The 14,604-nt window shown below is 74.1% G+C and carries 15 protein-coding genes; 13 read left to right on the top strand and 2 right to left on the bottom strand.

Annotation, left to right across the window (positions count from 1 at the left end):
* Position 1: 1 nt before the first annotated feature.
* Genes AB0C69_RS02040 through AB0C69_RS01995 form a run of 10 tightly spaced genes read left to right on the top strand, consistent with a single transcriptional unit; the run spans position 2 to position 8,213 of the window.
* Positions 2-889, top strand: a complete 888-nt coding sequence (locus AB0C69_RS02040) for a sulfotransferase (protein ID WP_360348556.1) — start codon at positions 2-4, stop codon at positions 887-889.
* A gap of 1 nt (position 890) precedes the next feature.
* Positions 891-1,664 (top strand): SDR family oxidoreductase, encoded by a 774-nt coding sequence (locus AB0C69_RS02035; protein WP_360348554.1) that lies wholly within the window; start codon positions 891-893, stop codon positions 1,662-1,664.
* An 11-nt stretch (positions 1,665-1,675) separates the two neighbouring features.
* Complete coding sequence (locus AB0C69_RS02030; protein ID WP_360348551.1) at positions 1,676-2,521, top strand: family 3 encapsulin nanocompartment shell protein; 846 nt, start codon at positions 1,676-1,678, stop codon at positions 2,519-2,521.
* Entirely contained in the window at positions 2,521-3,360 is an 840-nt protein-coding gene (locus AB0C69_RS02025) for a transketolase (protein WP_345179385.1), read from the top strand. The genes AB0C69_RS02030 and AB0C69_RS02025 overlap by 1 nt, the downstream gene beginning before the upstream one ends.
* Positions 3,357-4,367: a transketolase C-terminal domain-containing protein gene (locus AB0C69_RS02020; RefSeq protein WP_345179384.1), complete on the top strand. Its 1,011-nt coding sequence runs from the start codon at positions 3,357-3,359 to the stop codon at positions 4,365-4,367. Before AB0C69_RS02025 ends, AB0C69_RS02020 begins: the two co-directional genes overlap by 4 nt.
* Entirely contained in the window at positions 4,342-4,509 is a 168-nt protein-coding gene (lysW, locus tag AB0C69_RS02015; RefSeq protein WP_179846692.1) for a lysine biosynthesis protein LysW, read from the top strand. The genes AB0C69_RS02020 and lysW overlap by 26 nt, the downstream gene beginning before the upstream one ends.
* Positions 4,506-5,360: a lysine biosynthesis protein LysX gene (gene lysX, locus AB0C69_RS02010; protein WP_360348546.1), complete on the top strand. Its 855-nt coding sequence runs from the start codon at positions 4,506-4,508 to the stop codon at positions 5,358-5,360. The genes lysW and lysX overlap by 4 nt, the downstream gene beginning before the upstream one ends.
* Positions 5,357-6,370 carry an N-acetyl-gamma-glutamyl-phosphate reductase gene (argC, locus tag AB0C69_RS02005; RefSeq protein WP_360348543.1) on the top strand — a complete coding sequence of 338 codons (1,014 nt, stop codon included), beginning with the start codon at positions 5,357-5,359 and terminating at the stop codon, positions 6,368-6,370. The genes lysX and argC overlap by 4 nt, the downstream gene beginning before the upstream one ends.
* Before the next feature lie 29 nt (positions 6,371-6,399).
* Positions 6,400-7,185, top strand: a complete 786-nt coding sequence (locus tag AB0C69_RS02000; RefSeq protein WP_345179378.1) for a [LysW]-aminoadipate kinase — start codon at positions 6,400-6,402, stop codon at positions 7,183-7,185.
* Positions 7,182-8,213 (top strand): M20/M25/M40 family metallo-hydrolase, encoded by a 1,032-nt coding sequence (locus tag AB0C69_RS01995; protein WP_353834706.1) that lies wholly within the window; start codon positions 7,182-7,184, stop codon positions 8,211-8,213. Before AB0C69_RS02000 ends, AB0C69_RS01995 begins: the two co-directional genes overlap by 4 nt.
* Before the next feature lie 22 nt (positions 8,214-8,235).
* Here AB0C69_RS01995 and AB0C69_RS01990 read toward each other — a convergent pair whose 3' ends face one another.
* A complete protein-coding gene (locus AB0C69_RS01990) occupies positions 8,236-9,246 on the bottom strand; it encodes a patatin-like phospholipase family protein (RefSeq protein ID WP_360348538.1) in 1,011 nt (336 codons plus the stop codon).
* A gap of 419 nt (positions 9,247-9,665) precedes the next feature.
* Here AB0C69_RS01990 and AB0C69_RS01985 point away from each other — a divergent pair, with 419 nt between their 5' ends.
* From AB0C69_RS01985 to AB0C69_RS01975, 3 genes are all read left to right on the top strand, one after another.
* Positions 9,666-11,027, top strand: a complete 1,362-nt coding sequence (locus AB0C69_RS01985; RefSeq protein ID WP_360348535.1) for an endo-1,4-beta-xylanase — start codon at positions 9,666-9,668, stop codon at positions 11,025-11,027.
* A 230-nt stretch (positions 11,028-11,257) separates the two neighbouring features.
* Complete coding sequence (locus tag AB0C69_RS01980; protein ID WP_345179371.1) at positions 11,258-12,214, top strand: DUF5954 family protein; 957 nt, start codon at positions 11,258-11,260, stop codon at positions 12,212-12,214.
* A gap of 114 nt (positions 12,215-12,328) precedes the next feature.
* Complete coding sequence (locus AB0C69_RS01975) at positions 12,329-13,648, top strand: phosphodiester glycosidase family protein (protein ID WP_360348531.1); 1,320 nt, start codon at positions 12,329-12,331, stop codon at positions 13,646-13,648.
* Here AB0C69_RS01975 and AB0C69_RS01970 read toward each other — a convergent pair.
* Positions 13,645-14,421: an NYN domain-containing protein gene (locus tag AB0C69_RS01970; RefSeq protein WP_345179355.1), complete on the bottom strand. Its 777-nt coding sequence runs from the start codon at positions 14,419-14,421 to the stop codon at positions 13,645-13,647. The two genes, AB0C69_RS01975 and AB0C69_RS01970, sit on opposite strands and share 4 nt — an antisense overlap.
* Between the last annotated feature and the right edge of the window lie 183 nt (positions 14,422-14,604).

Raw genomic sequence — 14,604 nt, 5'->3', positions numbered from 1 at the left:
AATGAAGGTGCTTTACATCACCGGTTGGTGTCGCAGCGGCAGCACCATGCTGGGCAACGTCCTCGCCGAGGCCCCGGGGATCGTGCACGTCGGCGAACTGCGTTTCCTCTGGCTGAACGGGGTTCTCGGAACGGGCAGCAACGGCAGGTGCGGGTGCGGGCTCGGCCATCGCGAATGCCCGTTCTGGTCGGCGGTGCTGGAGGAGGTCCGCCCGCCCGGGACGTCCCTCGAACGGCACGCCGCCGAGGTCGTCGCCTGGCAGGACGCGTACCGGACCCGGCACACCTGGCGGGTGCTGCGCGACCCGCCGCGCAACGGGTGGCCGGACGCGCTCGCCGCCGCCTACCGCGCCATCGCCCGGGTCTCGGGCGCCCGCGTCATCGTCGACAGCTCCAAGTTCGCCTCCGACGCCGCGCTGCTGGCGTCCCTGCCGGGCGTGGAGGGCCGCTACGTCCACCTGATCCGCGACCCCCGCGCGGTCGCCTGCTCGTGGCTGCGGCCCAAGGCGTACACGGGCCGCCGCTCCGCGCTGAACAGCACCTGGCACTGGACCGGCTTCAACCTGGCGGCCGAGGCGGTCGGCCGCGCGCACCGGGACCGCTCGCTGCACATGCGCTACGAGGCCCTGGTCCGCAGCCCCCGCGCCGCGGTCGGAACCATCCTGGACCTGCTCGGCCACGAGGGCCCGAACCCCGTGGCCGCCGACGGGACGGTCGAGCTCGGCGGCAACCACACCGTCACCGGCAACCCCAACCGGTTCGGCCGCGGCCGGACCCGGATCGAGGAGGACCGCAGGTGGCACGCCGCGCTCCCGCGCTCCCAGCGTTCCGCCACCACGCTCATGGCGCTCCCGCTGCTGCACCGGTACGGCTACGAGAAGAGGGTGTGACGTGGACCTCGGACTGGACGGAAAGGTGGCCCTGGTCGCGGGCGGGTCGGCGGGCATCGGCCTCGCGATCGCCCGCGACCTGGTCCGCGAGGGCGCCGCGGTGTCGATCGCGGGCCGCGACCCCGGCCGGCTGGCCAAGGCCCGCGACGCGATCCGCGCGGACCTCGGCGCGGAGGTCGGCACCCGGGCGCTGGACGTGCGCGACACCGGGGCGGCGCGGGCCTGGGTGGACGACGCCGCGGCCGAGCACGGCGCCGTCCACATCATGGTCACCAACGCGGGCGGGCCGCCCGCCGGGCCGACCGGGGCGTTCGGCCCGGACGACTACCGCGCCGCCCTCGACCTCGCGATGGTCTCCCACATCGGGCTCGCGCAGGCGGCGCTGCCGCACCTGCGGGAGGCCGGCTGGGGCCGGATCCTGATGGTCACCAGCGAGACGATCCGCGACCTCATCCCCGCGTTCGCGCTCTCGGGGATCGTGCGGACCGGGCTCGTCGGCTACGCCAAGACCCTGGTGCACGAACTCGGCCCCGGGGACGTCACCGTCAACGTCCTCGCGCCCGGATACACCGCGACGGACGCGCTGCTGTCCGGCCTCACCGGCGAACCCGAGGCGGAGACGGCCCGCGTCGCGCGGGAGGCGGGCATCCCGCTCGGCCGGGTCGCCCGGCCGGAGGAGGTCGCGGCGGCCGGGGTGTTCCTGCTGAGCGCCCGCGCGAGCTTCGTCACCGGCACCGTCCAGGTCGTCGACGGCGGCCGCTCCCTGGGGGTCTGACCATGTCCGAGATGCCGGTGCCCGACGTGCGCATGATGCTGGACGACCCCGAGCTGACCCGGCGCAGCCCGGGCGAGGAGTTCGCGCTCGCCCACGCCCGTCACGGGCCGGACGCGGCGGTCGAGCTGCGCGCCTCCATCAGCGACCTGTTCCCGCCCGCCAAGCGCCGTCCCCGCCTGACCGTCCGGCACCTGCTCCGCAAGGCCGTCGTCGGCGCCGACGAGGTCACCGTCTTCACCGAGCGGGCGGAGAACACCTCGCCGGACGACGCCGCGCCGGAGTGGGAGTTCGAGGTCGGCTCCGCGACCGTCCGGACGCAGGTCGTGCGGGCCTCGGTGCCGGTGCCCAAGGAGATCCTCGCCGACCCGGCCGCGCTCGCCGCGTTCGTCGACTACCGCCTGCTGGTGCGGCTCGGCACGGCGGAGAACGACGTCCTGCTCAACGGGACGGGGCCGATCCAGGGCCTGCTGCGCGTCCCGGGCCTGCGCAAGCGGCCCTCCGACCCGGCGGACGGCGGTTCGGCCGCCCGGACCCTGCTCGCGACGGCGGCGCTGTGCGAGTGGTACGGCGGGTCGGCGGACGGGATCGTCATGCACCCCGACGACTGGTGGCCGCTCGTGGCGGACGGCGCGTTCCTCGAACGGCTCGCCGTGCAGGGCGTCAAGGTCAGCAGGACCCGCATGGTGCCCGCGGGCACGGCCCTCGTCGGCGACTTCACCGCCGCCGCGACGCTGCTGGACCGCCGGTCCTCGACGATCCGGCTGGACGGGGACGCGCTGGTGGCCGAGATCCGCGAGGGCCTCGCCGTCCACCTGCCCGGCCACTTCGTGCTCGCCTCGCTTCCCGGCGGGCGCTGATGGGCGCGCCGGCGCCGGCCGGTCCGGCGGCGGACCTTCCGGCGGTCGCCCACCGGGTCCGCGAGCACATCGTGCGGATGTGCGCCGGGCCGGAGGGCGGTCACCTCGGCGGGTCGATGTCGCTGGTGGAGATCCTCACCCTGCTGTACTTCGAGGTGATGCGGGTCGATCCGCGTCGCCCCGCCGCGCTGGAGCGTGACATCTTCATCCTCAGCAAGGGGCACGGCGCGATGTGCCTGTACGCGGTGCTGGCCGAGCGGGGCTACTTCCCCGTCGCGGAGCTGGCGGAGTACTCCCGGCCGGGCAGCCGGCTGATGGGCCACCCCGTCCGCGCGGTGCCGGGGGTGGAGATGCCCACCGGATCGCTCGGGCACGGGCTCGCGCTCGCCAACGGGTTCGCCGTCGCCGACCGGGGCCGCCGCTGCTTCGCCGTCCTCGGCGACGGCGAACTGCAGGAGGGCGCCGTCTGGGAGGCGGCCATGGCCTCGGCCTCGCTCGGCCTCGGCAACCTGACGGCCGTCGTCGACCGCAACCGCCTCCAGATCACCGGCCCCACCGAGGACGCGATCGGGCTGGAGCCGCTGGCGGACCGCTGGCGCAGCTTCGGCTGGACGGTGCGCGAGGCCGACGGCCACGACTTCGGCGCGCTGCGCGAGGCGCTCGCCCCGGGCGGAACCGGGGAGGGGCCTCCGACGGTGGTCCTCGCCCGCACCGTCAAGGGGCGCGGCCTGCCGTCGCTGGAGGCGAAGACGCGCAGCCACTACGCCAGGCTGAGCGGCCGCCAGGCCGAGCGGTCCCTGGCCGTGCTCCAGGCCCGGCGCAGGCGGGCCGTCTCATGACGGCCGGCCGCGCCCAGGAGACGCCCCGGCCGCGCTCCGCGCGGGAGGTGTACCGCGACCTGCTGCCGGAGCTGATGCGCGCCGACGACCGGCTGTACTGCCTGGACAGCGACACCGGGCTGTTCGAGGCGGCCGCCTTCGCCGGCGTCCCCGGCCGCTACCTCAACCTCGGCATCGCCGAGCACAGCCTGATGGGCACGGCCGCGGGCCTGGCCGCCAGCGGGAACGTCCCGTTCGTCACCACGATGGCGACCTTCGCCGCGACCCGGGCGCTGGAGGCCATCAAGATCGACATCGCGTACAACGCGCTGCCGGTCCGCATCGTCGCCACCCACGGCGGGCTGGCCGCCGGGCACCTCGGCCCGACCCACCACGCGCTGGAGGACCTGGCGATCATGCGGGCGCTGCCCGGCTTCACCGTGGTCGTCCCGGGCGACGCGGGGCAGGCGGGCGAGGCCGTCCGGCAGAGCGCGGCGCTGCCCGGCCCCGCCTACATCCGGCTCGGCCGGTCCGCCACCCCCGACCTGGACGGCGCGGCGCCCGGAGGCGGCCCGTTCGAGATCGGACGGGCGCAGTGGCTGCGGCGCGGCGGGGACGTGGCGATCGTCGCCTGCGGACCGCACCCGGTGCTGGCCGCGGCGCGCGCCGCCGACCGGCTCGCCGGGCAGGGCGTGCGCGCCGCCGTCCTCAACCTGCACACGCTGCGCCCGCTCGACGTCGCGGCCGTCGTCGCGGCGGCCGAGGGCACCGCGGGCGTCGTCACCGTCGAGGAGCACTGGCGCTCGGGCGGCCTCGGCGGCGCCGTCGCCGAGACCCTCGCCGAGCACGCGCCGGCCCGGGTGGCGCGGGTCGGCATGCCCGACACGTTCGCCGAGCGCGCGGGCGGCCAGGAGGACCTGCTCGACCGGTACGGCATCACGGCGGGCGCGGTCGTCGCCGCCGCGCTGCACCTGACCAGCGGAACCCACGGAGGTGGCACGCATGACCCAGACCTGTCCCGAGTGTGAGGGCCCGGTCCAGCTCGCCGAGCCCGTCCGGCTCAGCGAGATCGCGCAGTGCGCCGACTGCTCCAGCGAGCTGGAGGTCGTCGGCCTCGACCCGGTCACCCTCGCGCTCGCCCCCGAGATCGAGGAGGACTGGGGCGAGTGAGGCCGGTGGCCGTGCTGGCCTCCCGGGTGCGGTACGAGGAGAAGCGCGTCTTCGCCGCGCTGGAGCGCCGCGGCGTGCCGTACGCGCACGTGGACACCCGGCGGTTCAGCGCCGAACTGGGCGGTGGGGCGGCCAGCGCCGGGCCGCGGTACGCGGCGGCGCTGAACCGGGAGATCTCCCACAGCCGCGCCCTCTACGCGTCGATGATCCTGGAGGCGCGCGGGGTGCCGACGGTCAACCGGTCGGAGGTGATCACCGTGTGCGGCGACAAGCTGCGCACCTCGCTGGAGCTGGAGCGCGCCGGCGTCCCCTCCCCGCGCACGGCGGTCGCGCTCACCCCGGACGAGGGCGCCGAGGCCGCAGAGCGGCTGGGCTTCCCCGTGGTGATCAAACCGCTGACGGGGTCGTGGGGACGGCTCGCGGCGGCCGTGCGCGACCGGGAGTCGGCGCAGGCCGTCCTGGAGCACCGGGCCGCGCTGCCCTCCCCGCTCCAGCACATCGTCTACCTGCAGGAACTCGTCGACAAACCGGGACGCGACATCCGGGTGATCGTCGCCGGGGACACGGTGGTGGGCGCGACGTACCGCTACTCGGACGGCTGGCGCACCAACGCCGCCCGGGGCGCGCGCTCCGAGCCCTGCCCGCTCACGCCCGACCTGGTCGAGCCGGCCCTGCGGGCCGCGCGGGCCGTGGGCGGCGGGATCCTGGGCGTCGACCTGATCGAGGGCCCCGAGGGGCCGCTCGTCCTGGAGGTCAACCACAACGTCGAGTTCCGCGGGTTCCAGGACGCGCACGGCGCGGACGTGGACGTCGCGGACGCGATCGTCTCCCACCTGCTGGAGGCGGCGTGATCCGGGTCGGCGTCCTGGGCGCCGCCGGATACCTCGGCGGCGAGCTGCTGCGGCTGCTCATCGGCCATCCGGGGACGGAGGTCGCGCACGCGGTCTCGACCCGGTTCCCCGGCCGCCGCGTGGACTCCGTCCACCCCAACCTGCGGGCCCAGACCGACCTGCTGTTCAGCGCCCCGGACGACCTCGGCGCCTGCGACGTGCTGCTGACGGCGACCCCGCACAAGGCCACCATGAGCCTGCTGCCCGGGATGAGGGGACGGGCCAGGACGGTCATCGACCTCTCCGGCGACTTCCGCGACCCCGACCCCGCCGTCTACGAGCGGTACTACGGCGTCCCGCACGCCGCGCCCGGACTGCTCGGCGCGTTCGTCCCCGGCGTCCCCGAGCTGTTCCGCGCGGAGCTGGCCGAGGCCGACCTCATCAGCGTGCCCGGGTGCATGGCCACGGCGGCGATCCTGGCGCTGCACCCCCTGACCGGGCTGATCGGCCCGGACGTGCAGATCGACGCCCGCACCGGGTCGAGCGGGTCGGGCGCCCTCGCCGGGGACGCCAACCTGCACGCCGAACGCAGCGGCGCGCTGCGGGTGTTCGCCCCCGTGCGGCACCGCCACGAGGCGGAGGTGGCGCGGCTGACCGGGCTGAACGCGAGGATGACCGCCACCGGGGTCGAGGCCGTGCGCGGAGTGCAGGTCGTCTGCCACGCCACCGGCGCCGCCTCCGCCGACGAGAGGGCCGTCCGCCGCGCCTACCGCGAGCGCTACGCCGGCGAGCCGTTCGTGCGGATCGTCGCGCACCGCACGGGAACGCACCGGCTCCCCGATCCGAAGCTGCTGTCCGGGTCCAACTACTGCGACGTCGGCTTCGCGGTGGACGGCGACCGCATCACCGCGATCGCCGCGCTGGACAACCTGGTGAAGGGCGGGGCGGGCGCCGCGGTGCAGTGCCTGAACATCCGCACCGGCCAGCCCGAGACCCTGGGCCTGGGGTTCCCCGGCCTGCACCCGGTCTGATGGGGGCCGGCGCGGGAGGGATCGTCGTCGTGAAGTGCGGCGGCGCGGTGCCCGCCGAGACGGTGTGCGCGGACCTCGCCGGGCTCGCGGGCCGGGCCGTCCTCGTGCACGGCGGCGCCGCCGACGTCGACCGGCTCGCCGCGGACCTCGGCGTGCCCGCCCGCACCCTCGTCTCGCCGAGCGGCGTGACCAGCCGCCACACCGATCCGGCCATGCTGGAGGTGCTCACGCTGGCGCTCGCCGGGCGGGTCAAGCCGCGGCTGCTGCGCGCCCTGGCCGCGAGCGGCGTCCCGGCCGTCGGAGTGACGGGGCTGGACGGCGGGCTGCTGCGGGCGCGGCGCAAGCCCGCGCAGCGCACCGTGCGCGACGGCCGCACCGTCATCGTCCGGGACGACCACAGCGGGCGGCTCACCGGCGTCCGGCCGCGGTTGCTGAACGTGCTGGTCGGCGCGGGTTTCGTGCCCGTGGTGTCGCCGCCCGCGCTGGGCGAGGACGGCGCGCCGGTGAACGTGGACGCCGACCGGGTCGCGGCGGCGGTCGCGGGCGCGCTGCGCGCCGAGCGGCTGGTCCTGCTGACGGCGGCGCCGGGCGTGCTGCGCGACCCGTCCGACGAGGGCTCCCTGCTCGACCGCTGCCCGCTCCCGCGCGAGGGCCCCGTCCCCCACGCGGCGAGCGGCGGCATGCACCGCAAGCTCATCGCCTCCCGCGAGGCCCTGCTCGCGGGCGTCCCCCGGGTGTCGATCGGCGACGGGCGGATCCCCCGCCCGGTCACCGCGGCCCTGGACGGCGCCGGCACGACACTGGAGATCACATGAGCGGCCCCGTCGACCTGCTGCACGCGATGCTGTCGATCCCCTCCCCCTCCGGCCGGGAGGACGAGCTGGCGCGGTACCTGGAGAAGGTCATGAACGACCTCGGCATGGCCGCGGGACGCGACGAGGCCGGCAACGTGATCGGCGACATCGGCACCGGCCGGGGGCCCGTGGTGATGCTGCTCAGCCACCTCGACACCGTCGACCGGCCGCTGCCCGCGCGGCGCGAGGGCGGTCGGCTCGTGGGCCGGGGCGCCGCGGACGCCAAGGGGCCGCTCGCCGCGATGATCAGCGCGGCGGCGGCCCGGCCCTCGTTCCCCGGCACCCTGCGGGTCGTGGGCGCGGTGGAGGAGGAACGGCTGTCGCGGGGCGGCGAGCACCTGGCGCGCACCGTCCCCGCGCCGGACGCGCTGCTGGTCGGGGAGCCGAGCGGCTGGTCGCGGGTCGTGCTCGGCTACAAGGGCAAGATCGACATCGGGTACCGGGTGGCCCGCGCCGCGACGCACTCCACCAACCCCGCCGCCAAGGCCACCGAGGTCGCGGTGGCGTTCTGGCACGACCTGCTGGAGGCGCTCGGCCCCGAGCGCGACCACGGCGCGTTCGGGCTGCCCGCCGCCACCCTGCGCGGCGTCCACGGCGACCTCACCGAGGCGCGTCTCGACGTCGACTGCCGCGTCCCGCCCGGGTACGACGCGGAGGCCCTGGCCGAGCGGCTGCGCGCCCGCGCGAACGGCGGCGAGGTCACGGTCGTCCGGCACGTCCCGGCGGTCCGGCGCGGACGGACCGATCCGGTGGTGCGGGCGGTGTCGGCGGCCATCCGGCGGCACGGCGGGACGCCCAGGCCCACCCTCAAGACGGGCACGTCCGACATGAACACCGTCGCCCCCCACTGGGACGTGCCCATGGCGACGTACGGGCCGGGCGACAGCTCGCTGGACCACTCCGATGAGGAGCACATCGAGATCGCCGAGTTCCTGAAGGGCGTGGACGTGCTCACCACCGCCCTCGACGAGCTGGCCGCCACCCTCTGACCCGGGGCCGGGATCGGCGCCGTCAGTCGGGGGCCGGGCTCGCGACGGGGCGGGGAGCACGGTGGCGCGCCAGGTAGGCACGGTGGTCCCAGTCGTCCAAGAAGCGGGCCGCGGCCTCGCGGCCCGCCGTGTAGAGACGGTCGCGGGTCGTTGCGTCGAGGTCGAAGTCGGTCGCGAGGACGCCGTCGGTGCGGGCGAACATGGTGCGGGCCACGATGGCCGGCTCGTCCATCTGCACCCGGTCGTGCGCCTCCGCCATCGTCGAGACGAGCGCGCGCCCGTAGCCGACCGGGCCGCGGACGGCGCGCCACTGCGGGAAGACGCCCCCGGGAAGCGGGCGGGCCGACAGCTTCACTCCGAACGTCGGCCAGCGGGGCTCGCGGTCCTCCCGGTCGAAGATGGTGATCGGATAGTTGGAGAGCATCCCGCCGTCCACCTGGACGCAGGCGCGGCCGTCCTTGCGGCAGACGCGGCACGGCCGGAAGAACACCGGAATGGACGCCGAGGCGCGCACCGCGTCCGCGACGGGCTGCTCGTCGGGATCCAGTCCGTACCGTTCGTAGTCCCACGGCAGGCGGACCATTCGCCCGCTGCTGACGTCGGAGACCACGACGACGAGTTTGTAGGCGCGCTCCGGCGGGAGCGCCGAATCGGGATCGCGCAGTCTCAACTGACCGAACGTCTCGACCCCGCATTCCTTCAGGCGCGCCGAGATCCACCGGTGCAGGGCGTCGCCCTTGTGCAGCCCGAGGGTGGTGAGCAGAGACAGGCCCCGTACGACGGCGAAGCGCGAGCCGTCCTGGAACGACCGGTAGTCGAGTTTCCGCATGAGCTCGACCATCTCCGGGACCGGCATCCCGGCCGCCAGCAGCGCTCCGACGATGGCGCCGGCGGACGTCCCCGCGACGCGGGCCGGCGCGCCGAGCCGGTAACCCCGCGCCTGCGTCTCGGCGATCGCGCCGACCAGCGCGATGCCCTTCACGCCGCCGCCCTCCAGCACGAGGTCGGCGCGCGGCACTGCCGCATCTCCCATCGATCTCCCTTCCGCCGCGGAGCCCGCCGGACGCCGCGGTCCGCTGTTCCGGGGCAGCGGAAAACGACTGGCATGTGAATGGATTCCGTTCCGCCCCTCCCTAGGAAGATGCCCTATCGATCATTATTTCAATGGTCCGTCCGGCGTTTTTCGCCGCACATTTTTCTCGATCGAGAAAAACGACCTTCGATCGAACGGAATCGATCAGCAGATGGCATCGAGACCGACTCTCCCGCCAGCACAGTCCGAAAACTTTCGACGGACGATCTTGGACCGGATCACCAGCAAACTTCACTGACCTGTGAAAACAAGGAAAGACCGTTGACGCCCGAGTTTCCTGGGGTTACTTTCCCTTCGGCTACCGAAAAGATGTCGAAACTTTTCGGTTGTTCTCGTCCCCCCACCCCAAGGAGGAGACCATGAGGAGAGCACTCCTCGCGCTGCTCGGCGCGAGCGCACTGCTCCTGGCGGCGCTGGTCGCCGTCGCGCTCCCCGCGTCGGCCGCCCCGGGCACCCTCAAGGAGGCCGCCGCGGCGAAAGGCCGGGTCTTCGGCGCCGCCGCGGCCCAGTCCCACATGGGCGAGTCGGCGTACGCCTCCACGCTCGACCGCGAGTTCAACCAGCTCACGCCCGAGAACGAGATGAAGTGGGACACCACCGAGCCGTCGAGGAACTCGTTCGGCTTCGGCGCCGCCGACCAGCTCGTCGGCCACGCCCAGGCGCAGGGCATGAAGATCCGCGGGCACACCCTGGTGTGGCACAACCAGCTGCCGGGCTGGGTCGGCGCCATCTCCTCCCGCGACGACCTGCTGAGCGCCATGCGGAACCACATCGCCAAGGAGGCCGGCCACTTCGCGGGCGAGATCGCCTACTGGGACGTGGTCAATGAGGCGTTCCAGGACGGTTCCGGCGCCCGGCGCGACTCGGTGTTCCAGCGCGTCATCGGCGACGGCTACATCGAGGAGGCGTTCCGGGCGGCGCGCGCGGCCGACCCCGGCGCCAAGCTCTGCTACAACGACTACAACATCGACGGCCAGAACGCGAAGAGCAATGCCGTGTACGCCATGGTCAAGGACTTCAGGGCGCGCGGCGTCCCGATCGACTGCGTGGGCTTGCAGGCGCACCTGACGCTGGGGGGCGTCCCGTCCGACATGCAGGCCAACATGCAGCGCTTCGCCGACCTGGGCGTGGACGTCCACATCACCGAACTGGACATCCGCATGTCCACGCCCGCCGACGCCTCCAAGCTCGCCACCCAGGCGAACGACTACAAGAAGGTCGTCTCCGCGTGCCTCGCCGTGCCGCGCTGCACCGTCATCACCGTCTGGGGCATCACCGACAAGTACTCGTGGATTCCCGACGTCTTCCCCGGTGAGGGGGCAGCACTGCTGTTCGACGGGAACTACGGCAAGAAGCCCGCTTACAACGCGTCCCTCGAAGCCCTCGGCGGCACGGACCCGGGCGGCCCTGGCGATCCGGGCACCGTCACCTGCGCCTACACCCGCACCGCGCAGTGGGACACGGGCTTCAACGGCCAGGTGACCATCACGGCGGGCGCCGGCGCGGTCAGCTCGTGGACGGCCGTCCTGACGATGGGCTCGGGCCAGCAGATCAGCGGCCTGTGGAACGGGACCCCGAGCACGAGCGGCAACGTCGTCACGGTGAAGCCGGTGAGCTGGAACGCGAACCTCGCTCCGGGCGCGTCCGCCTCCTTCGGGTTCACCGTCAACGCCCCGGGCGGGAACCAGGCGGCCCCGTCCGTCACCTGCGGCAGTCCCTGACGCCCGCTCCGCGAGACCGCCGTCCGGCACGGCGTCGGCTCCCATGCCGCCGTGCCGGACGGCCCCCGGGCGGGCGCCTCCGCCCCCGTCCGGACGATGCGAAAGCCGTTATCATCCTCACCGATAGGGCGCTCGAATAACTGCTGCAAATACCTCAACTCCCAATCTTTCCGGCGTTCGAATAGGGGAAAAGCCGTGCGGGCGTTGCCGCATCCGGCCAGGATGCGGGCATGACCTTCCCGCTGATGCCCGGGTACGACCACATCAACGTGGTGGCCCGGCTGGATCCGGTCGCGGACGTCCGAGACCGGGAACTCGGTGAGCGGATCCGGCGGTACCCGAAGCTCTTCCCCGCAGGATCCCCCGAATTCGGCCATGCGGTGCAATTTGGGAAAGAATGGCGGATCGGGTCGCTGGGCGCGGACGGCCCGGCCACCGCCCGCTACAACCTCGCGATCGACCTCCGCACCGCCGCCGCGCAGGAGACCGACCCCCCGACCGCCCGCGCGATGCTCGCGGCGGCCGCGCGCCTCGACCCCGAGGAGGGCGAGCAGCTCGCCAAGGACGAGTGGGAGATCGGCGACCGCCGCTACCGGGTCATCCGGGTGGAGAAGTTCATCCTGCTCGGCGACCGCGTGATGGAGCCGCCCCGGTCCACCGACGCCGACCTCTCCGCCGACGCCCTGCTGCGCGACCACCTGCTCGACCCGCCCGCGCCGTGCGGCCAGTGGGAGGCGCAACTCCGGCTGAACCTCGTCGGGCGGCTCCCGGTGCCCGGCACCGTCCCGGAGATGGTCCGCACGGAGGCGCGGCACGCGGTCCGCACGCACCCCGGGGTCGTGCTGCTCCCGCCCACCTTCATCGCGGTGGAGGTCGACGGCGAGGCCTGGGCCCCGCTCACCGGCGGCGACGACCCCGAGGAGGCCCGCGACCGGCTGGCGCGCCACTTCACCGACCTGATGCCGAGGCTCCGCGAGTTCCAGGGCGACTCCCCGTCGGACGCCGAACTCGCCGAGTGGACCGCGATCGCCGACGGCATCCGCGCGACGCCGGGCCACAGGTTCAACGTCCGGGGCCGCGAGTTCCGCACGGTCCGCGTCTGCCGCATGCTCCGCCTGGGCCGCGACGGCCCCGAGGCCCCCCGCCCCTCCGACCAGGACCGCTACGGCCTCCCCACCTTCGGCTGACCCCGCCGGTGGGCGTCGCGCGATCTTCCCCGGGTGTCAACCTCCGCATCCTTTGCCTTTCACCCGGCGCGAGTCATGATCAAAAGCAGAGAAGCCAGGTGGAGAGGTGGGCGGATGGCTGGTAGGTGGGCGGTCGTGGGGGCGGCGGCGGTCGTGGTGGTCGGGGTCGGGTGGGGTCCGGCGCGGGCGGACGCGCCGGCCGGTGACGGGGCCGGGTCGGGGGAGCGCGCCGACGCGGCAGGGGCGCGGGCCCGCGTCTCGGCCGAGGTCGGGGACGTGCGGTTCACCTCCTCCGAGAGGCTCGCGTCCGGGGCGACGTTGCGGGGGTTCGAGACGTCCGGGGCAGGCGGAGCGGTCGCCGGGAATCTGGTGGACGTCGACCTGCGGCAGGCCGGGGTCGGGCTCCTGCGGCCGCCCGTGGTCGCCGCAAGGCGCACGGTGTCGGCGATGGCGGACGCGCAGAACGCCGTGGCCGGAGTGAACGGCGACTTCTTCAACATCAGCGAGACCCATGCCGGGGTGGCGCCCACGGGGTCGTCGTCCGGGCCCGAGGTGGACGGCGGCCGTCCGCTCAAGGGCGCCGTGCCCGACGGGCAGCGCTTCGGGCCCTCGCTGCCGCCCGGCACGTCCACCGAGGACGTCATCGGCGTCGGCGTCGACCGGCGCGGGCACGTGGGGCGCCTTCGCCTGGCCGGGAGTGTCCGCTCCGGCAAGACGACCATCGCCCTGCGCGGCCTCAACCAGTACGCGCTCCCGGTCGGCGGCGTCGGGGCCTTCGGACCCGAATGGGGGGATGTGTCGCGGCAGCGCGCGGTGTGCGGGACGGACAAGGTGCGCAACGACCCGTGCAGCACGGACACCGCCGAGGTGACCGTGCGGCGGGGCGTCGTGACGGGGGTCTCCGGCACGGTGGGCGGCGGCGCGATCCCGTCCGGCACGACCGTGCTCGTCGGCCGGGAGAAGGGCGCCGGCGCGCTGCGCCGCCTCAAGCCCGGCGACCGGGTGCGGGTCTCCTACCGCTTCACCGGGCCGGTCCGCTTCCGGTTCGCCGTCGGCGGGTTCCCGATCCTGCGCGACGGCAGGCCGCTGGACGGCCTGAGCGCCACCGGCCCGGCGCCGCGCACGGCGGCCGGGGTGAGCCGCGACGGCCGGCACTTCTACCTCGTGGTGGTGGACGGCAGGTCCGAGCGCAGCGGCGGCGTGACCGTCGCCGAACTGGCGTCCCTGCTCGACAAGGCCGGCGCCGACGACGCCGTGAACCTCGACGGCGGCGGCTCCTCGGCGCTCGTCGCCCGGTCCCCCGGCGAGCCCGCGGTGACCGTCCGCAACACCCCGTCGGACGGCTCAGAACGCGCGGTCGCCAACGGCATCGGCGTCTTCACACCAGACCGCCCGCACCGCCCTCGCCCGGCTGGCGCGCGTGAAGGGAGCTAGGAGGACTTCTTGTCCTGGTGGCGCTTGTCGCGGACGTAGATGATGTTCGCCTTGCCGTCGCCGGGGCTGCGGCGGTCCAGGACGAACAGCGTCGTCGCGGCGATCAGCTCGTTGAGCTTGGCGTAGCCGTAGTTGCGGGAGTCGAACTCGGGGCGCTGCTTGGTGATGATGTGGCCGACGGACGCCAGGGCGGCCCACCCGTCCTCGTCGGAGGCCGCCTCGACGGCGTTGCGGAGAAGGTTGACGAGGGCGGCGTCCTTCTTCAGCTTGGCGGCCGGTGTCGGGGGCGCCGGCTTGAGCGTCGCGGCGGCCGGGGTGGTGGCGTCCTGGTCGTACAGGAGGTTCTCGATGTAGATGAACTTGTCGCACGCCGCCACGAAGGGCTTGGGCGTCTTGCGCTCACCGAAGCCGTACACGGTCAGGCCGGACTCGCGGATGCGCGCGGCCAGGCGGGTGAAGTCGCTGTCGCTGGAGACGAGGCAGAACCCGTCGAAGCGGTCGGAGTACAGCAGGTCCATCGCGTCGATGACCATCGCCGCGTCGGTCGCGTTCTTGCCCTTGGTGTAGGCGAACTGCTGGACCGGCTGGATCGACTGGTCGAGCAGCCGCTCCTTCCAGCCCCGCAGGCTGGTGCCCGTCCAGTCGCCGTAAGCCCGCTTGACATGCGCGGTCCCGTACTTCGCGACCTCGGCCAGCAGGGCCTCGACGATCGCGGCCTGCGCGTTGTCGGCATCGATCAGTACCGCCAGCCTGGCAGTGTTCTCGCTGACCATACGCACCCCCCGAACGCCACCGAGCCGCTCGGCCGAGCGGCGTGGCCAGTACATCAGAGGTCGTGCACGCCCTGCCGGATGCCCGGCATGGGCCAGCGGGTCGCCGGAAGCGCCCACCGCAATGGGATCCCGGGTTCCGCATTCGGCGCGGATCTGGAACCACTGGTTGGGCGCCGGGCGTCG

This window comes from Actinomadura sp. NPDC048032 (assembly GCF_040653175.1).
Taxonomy (GTDB): domain Bacteria; phylum Actinomycetota; class Actinomycetes; order Streptosporangiales; family Streptosporangiaceae; genus Spirillospora; species Spirillospora verrucosospora.
The sequence above is the reverse complement of the archived record's forward strand: the minus strand, read 5'-3'. Positions and strand labels throughout refer to the sequence as shown.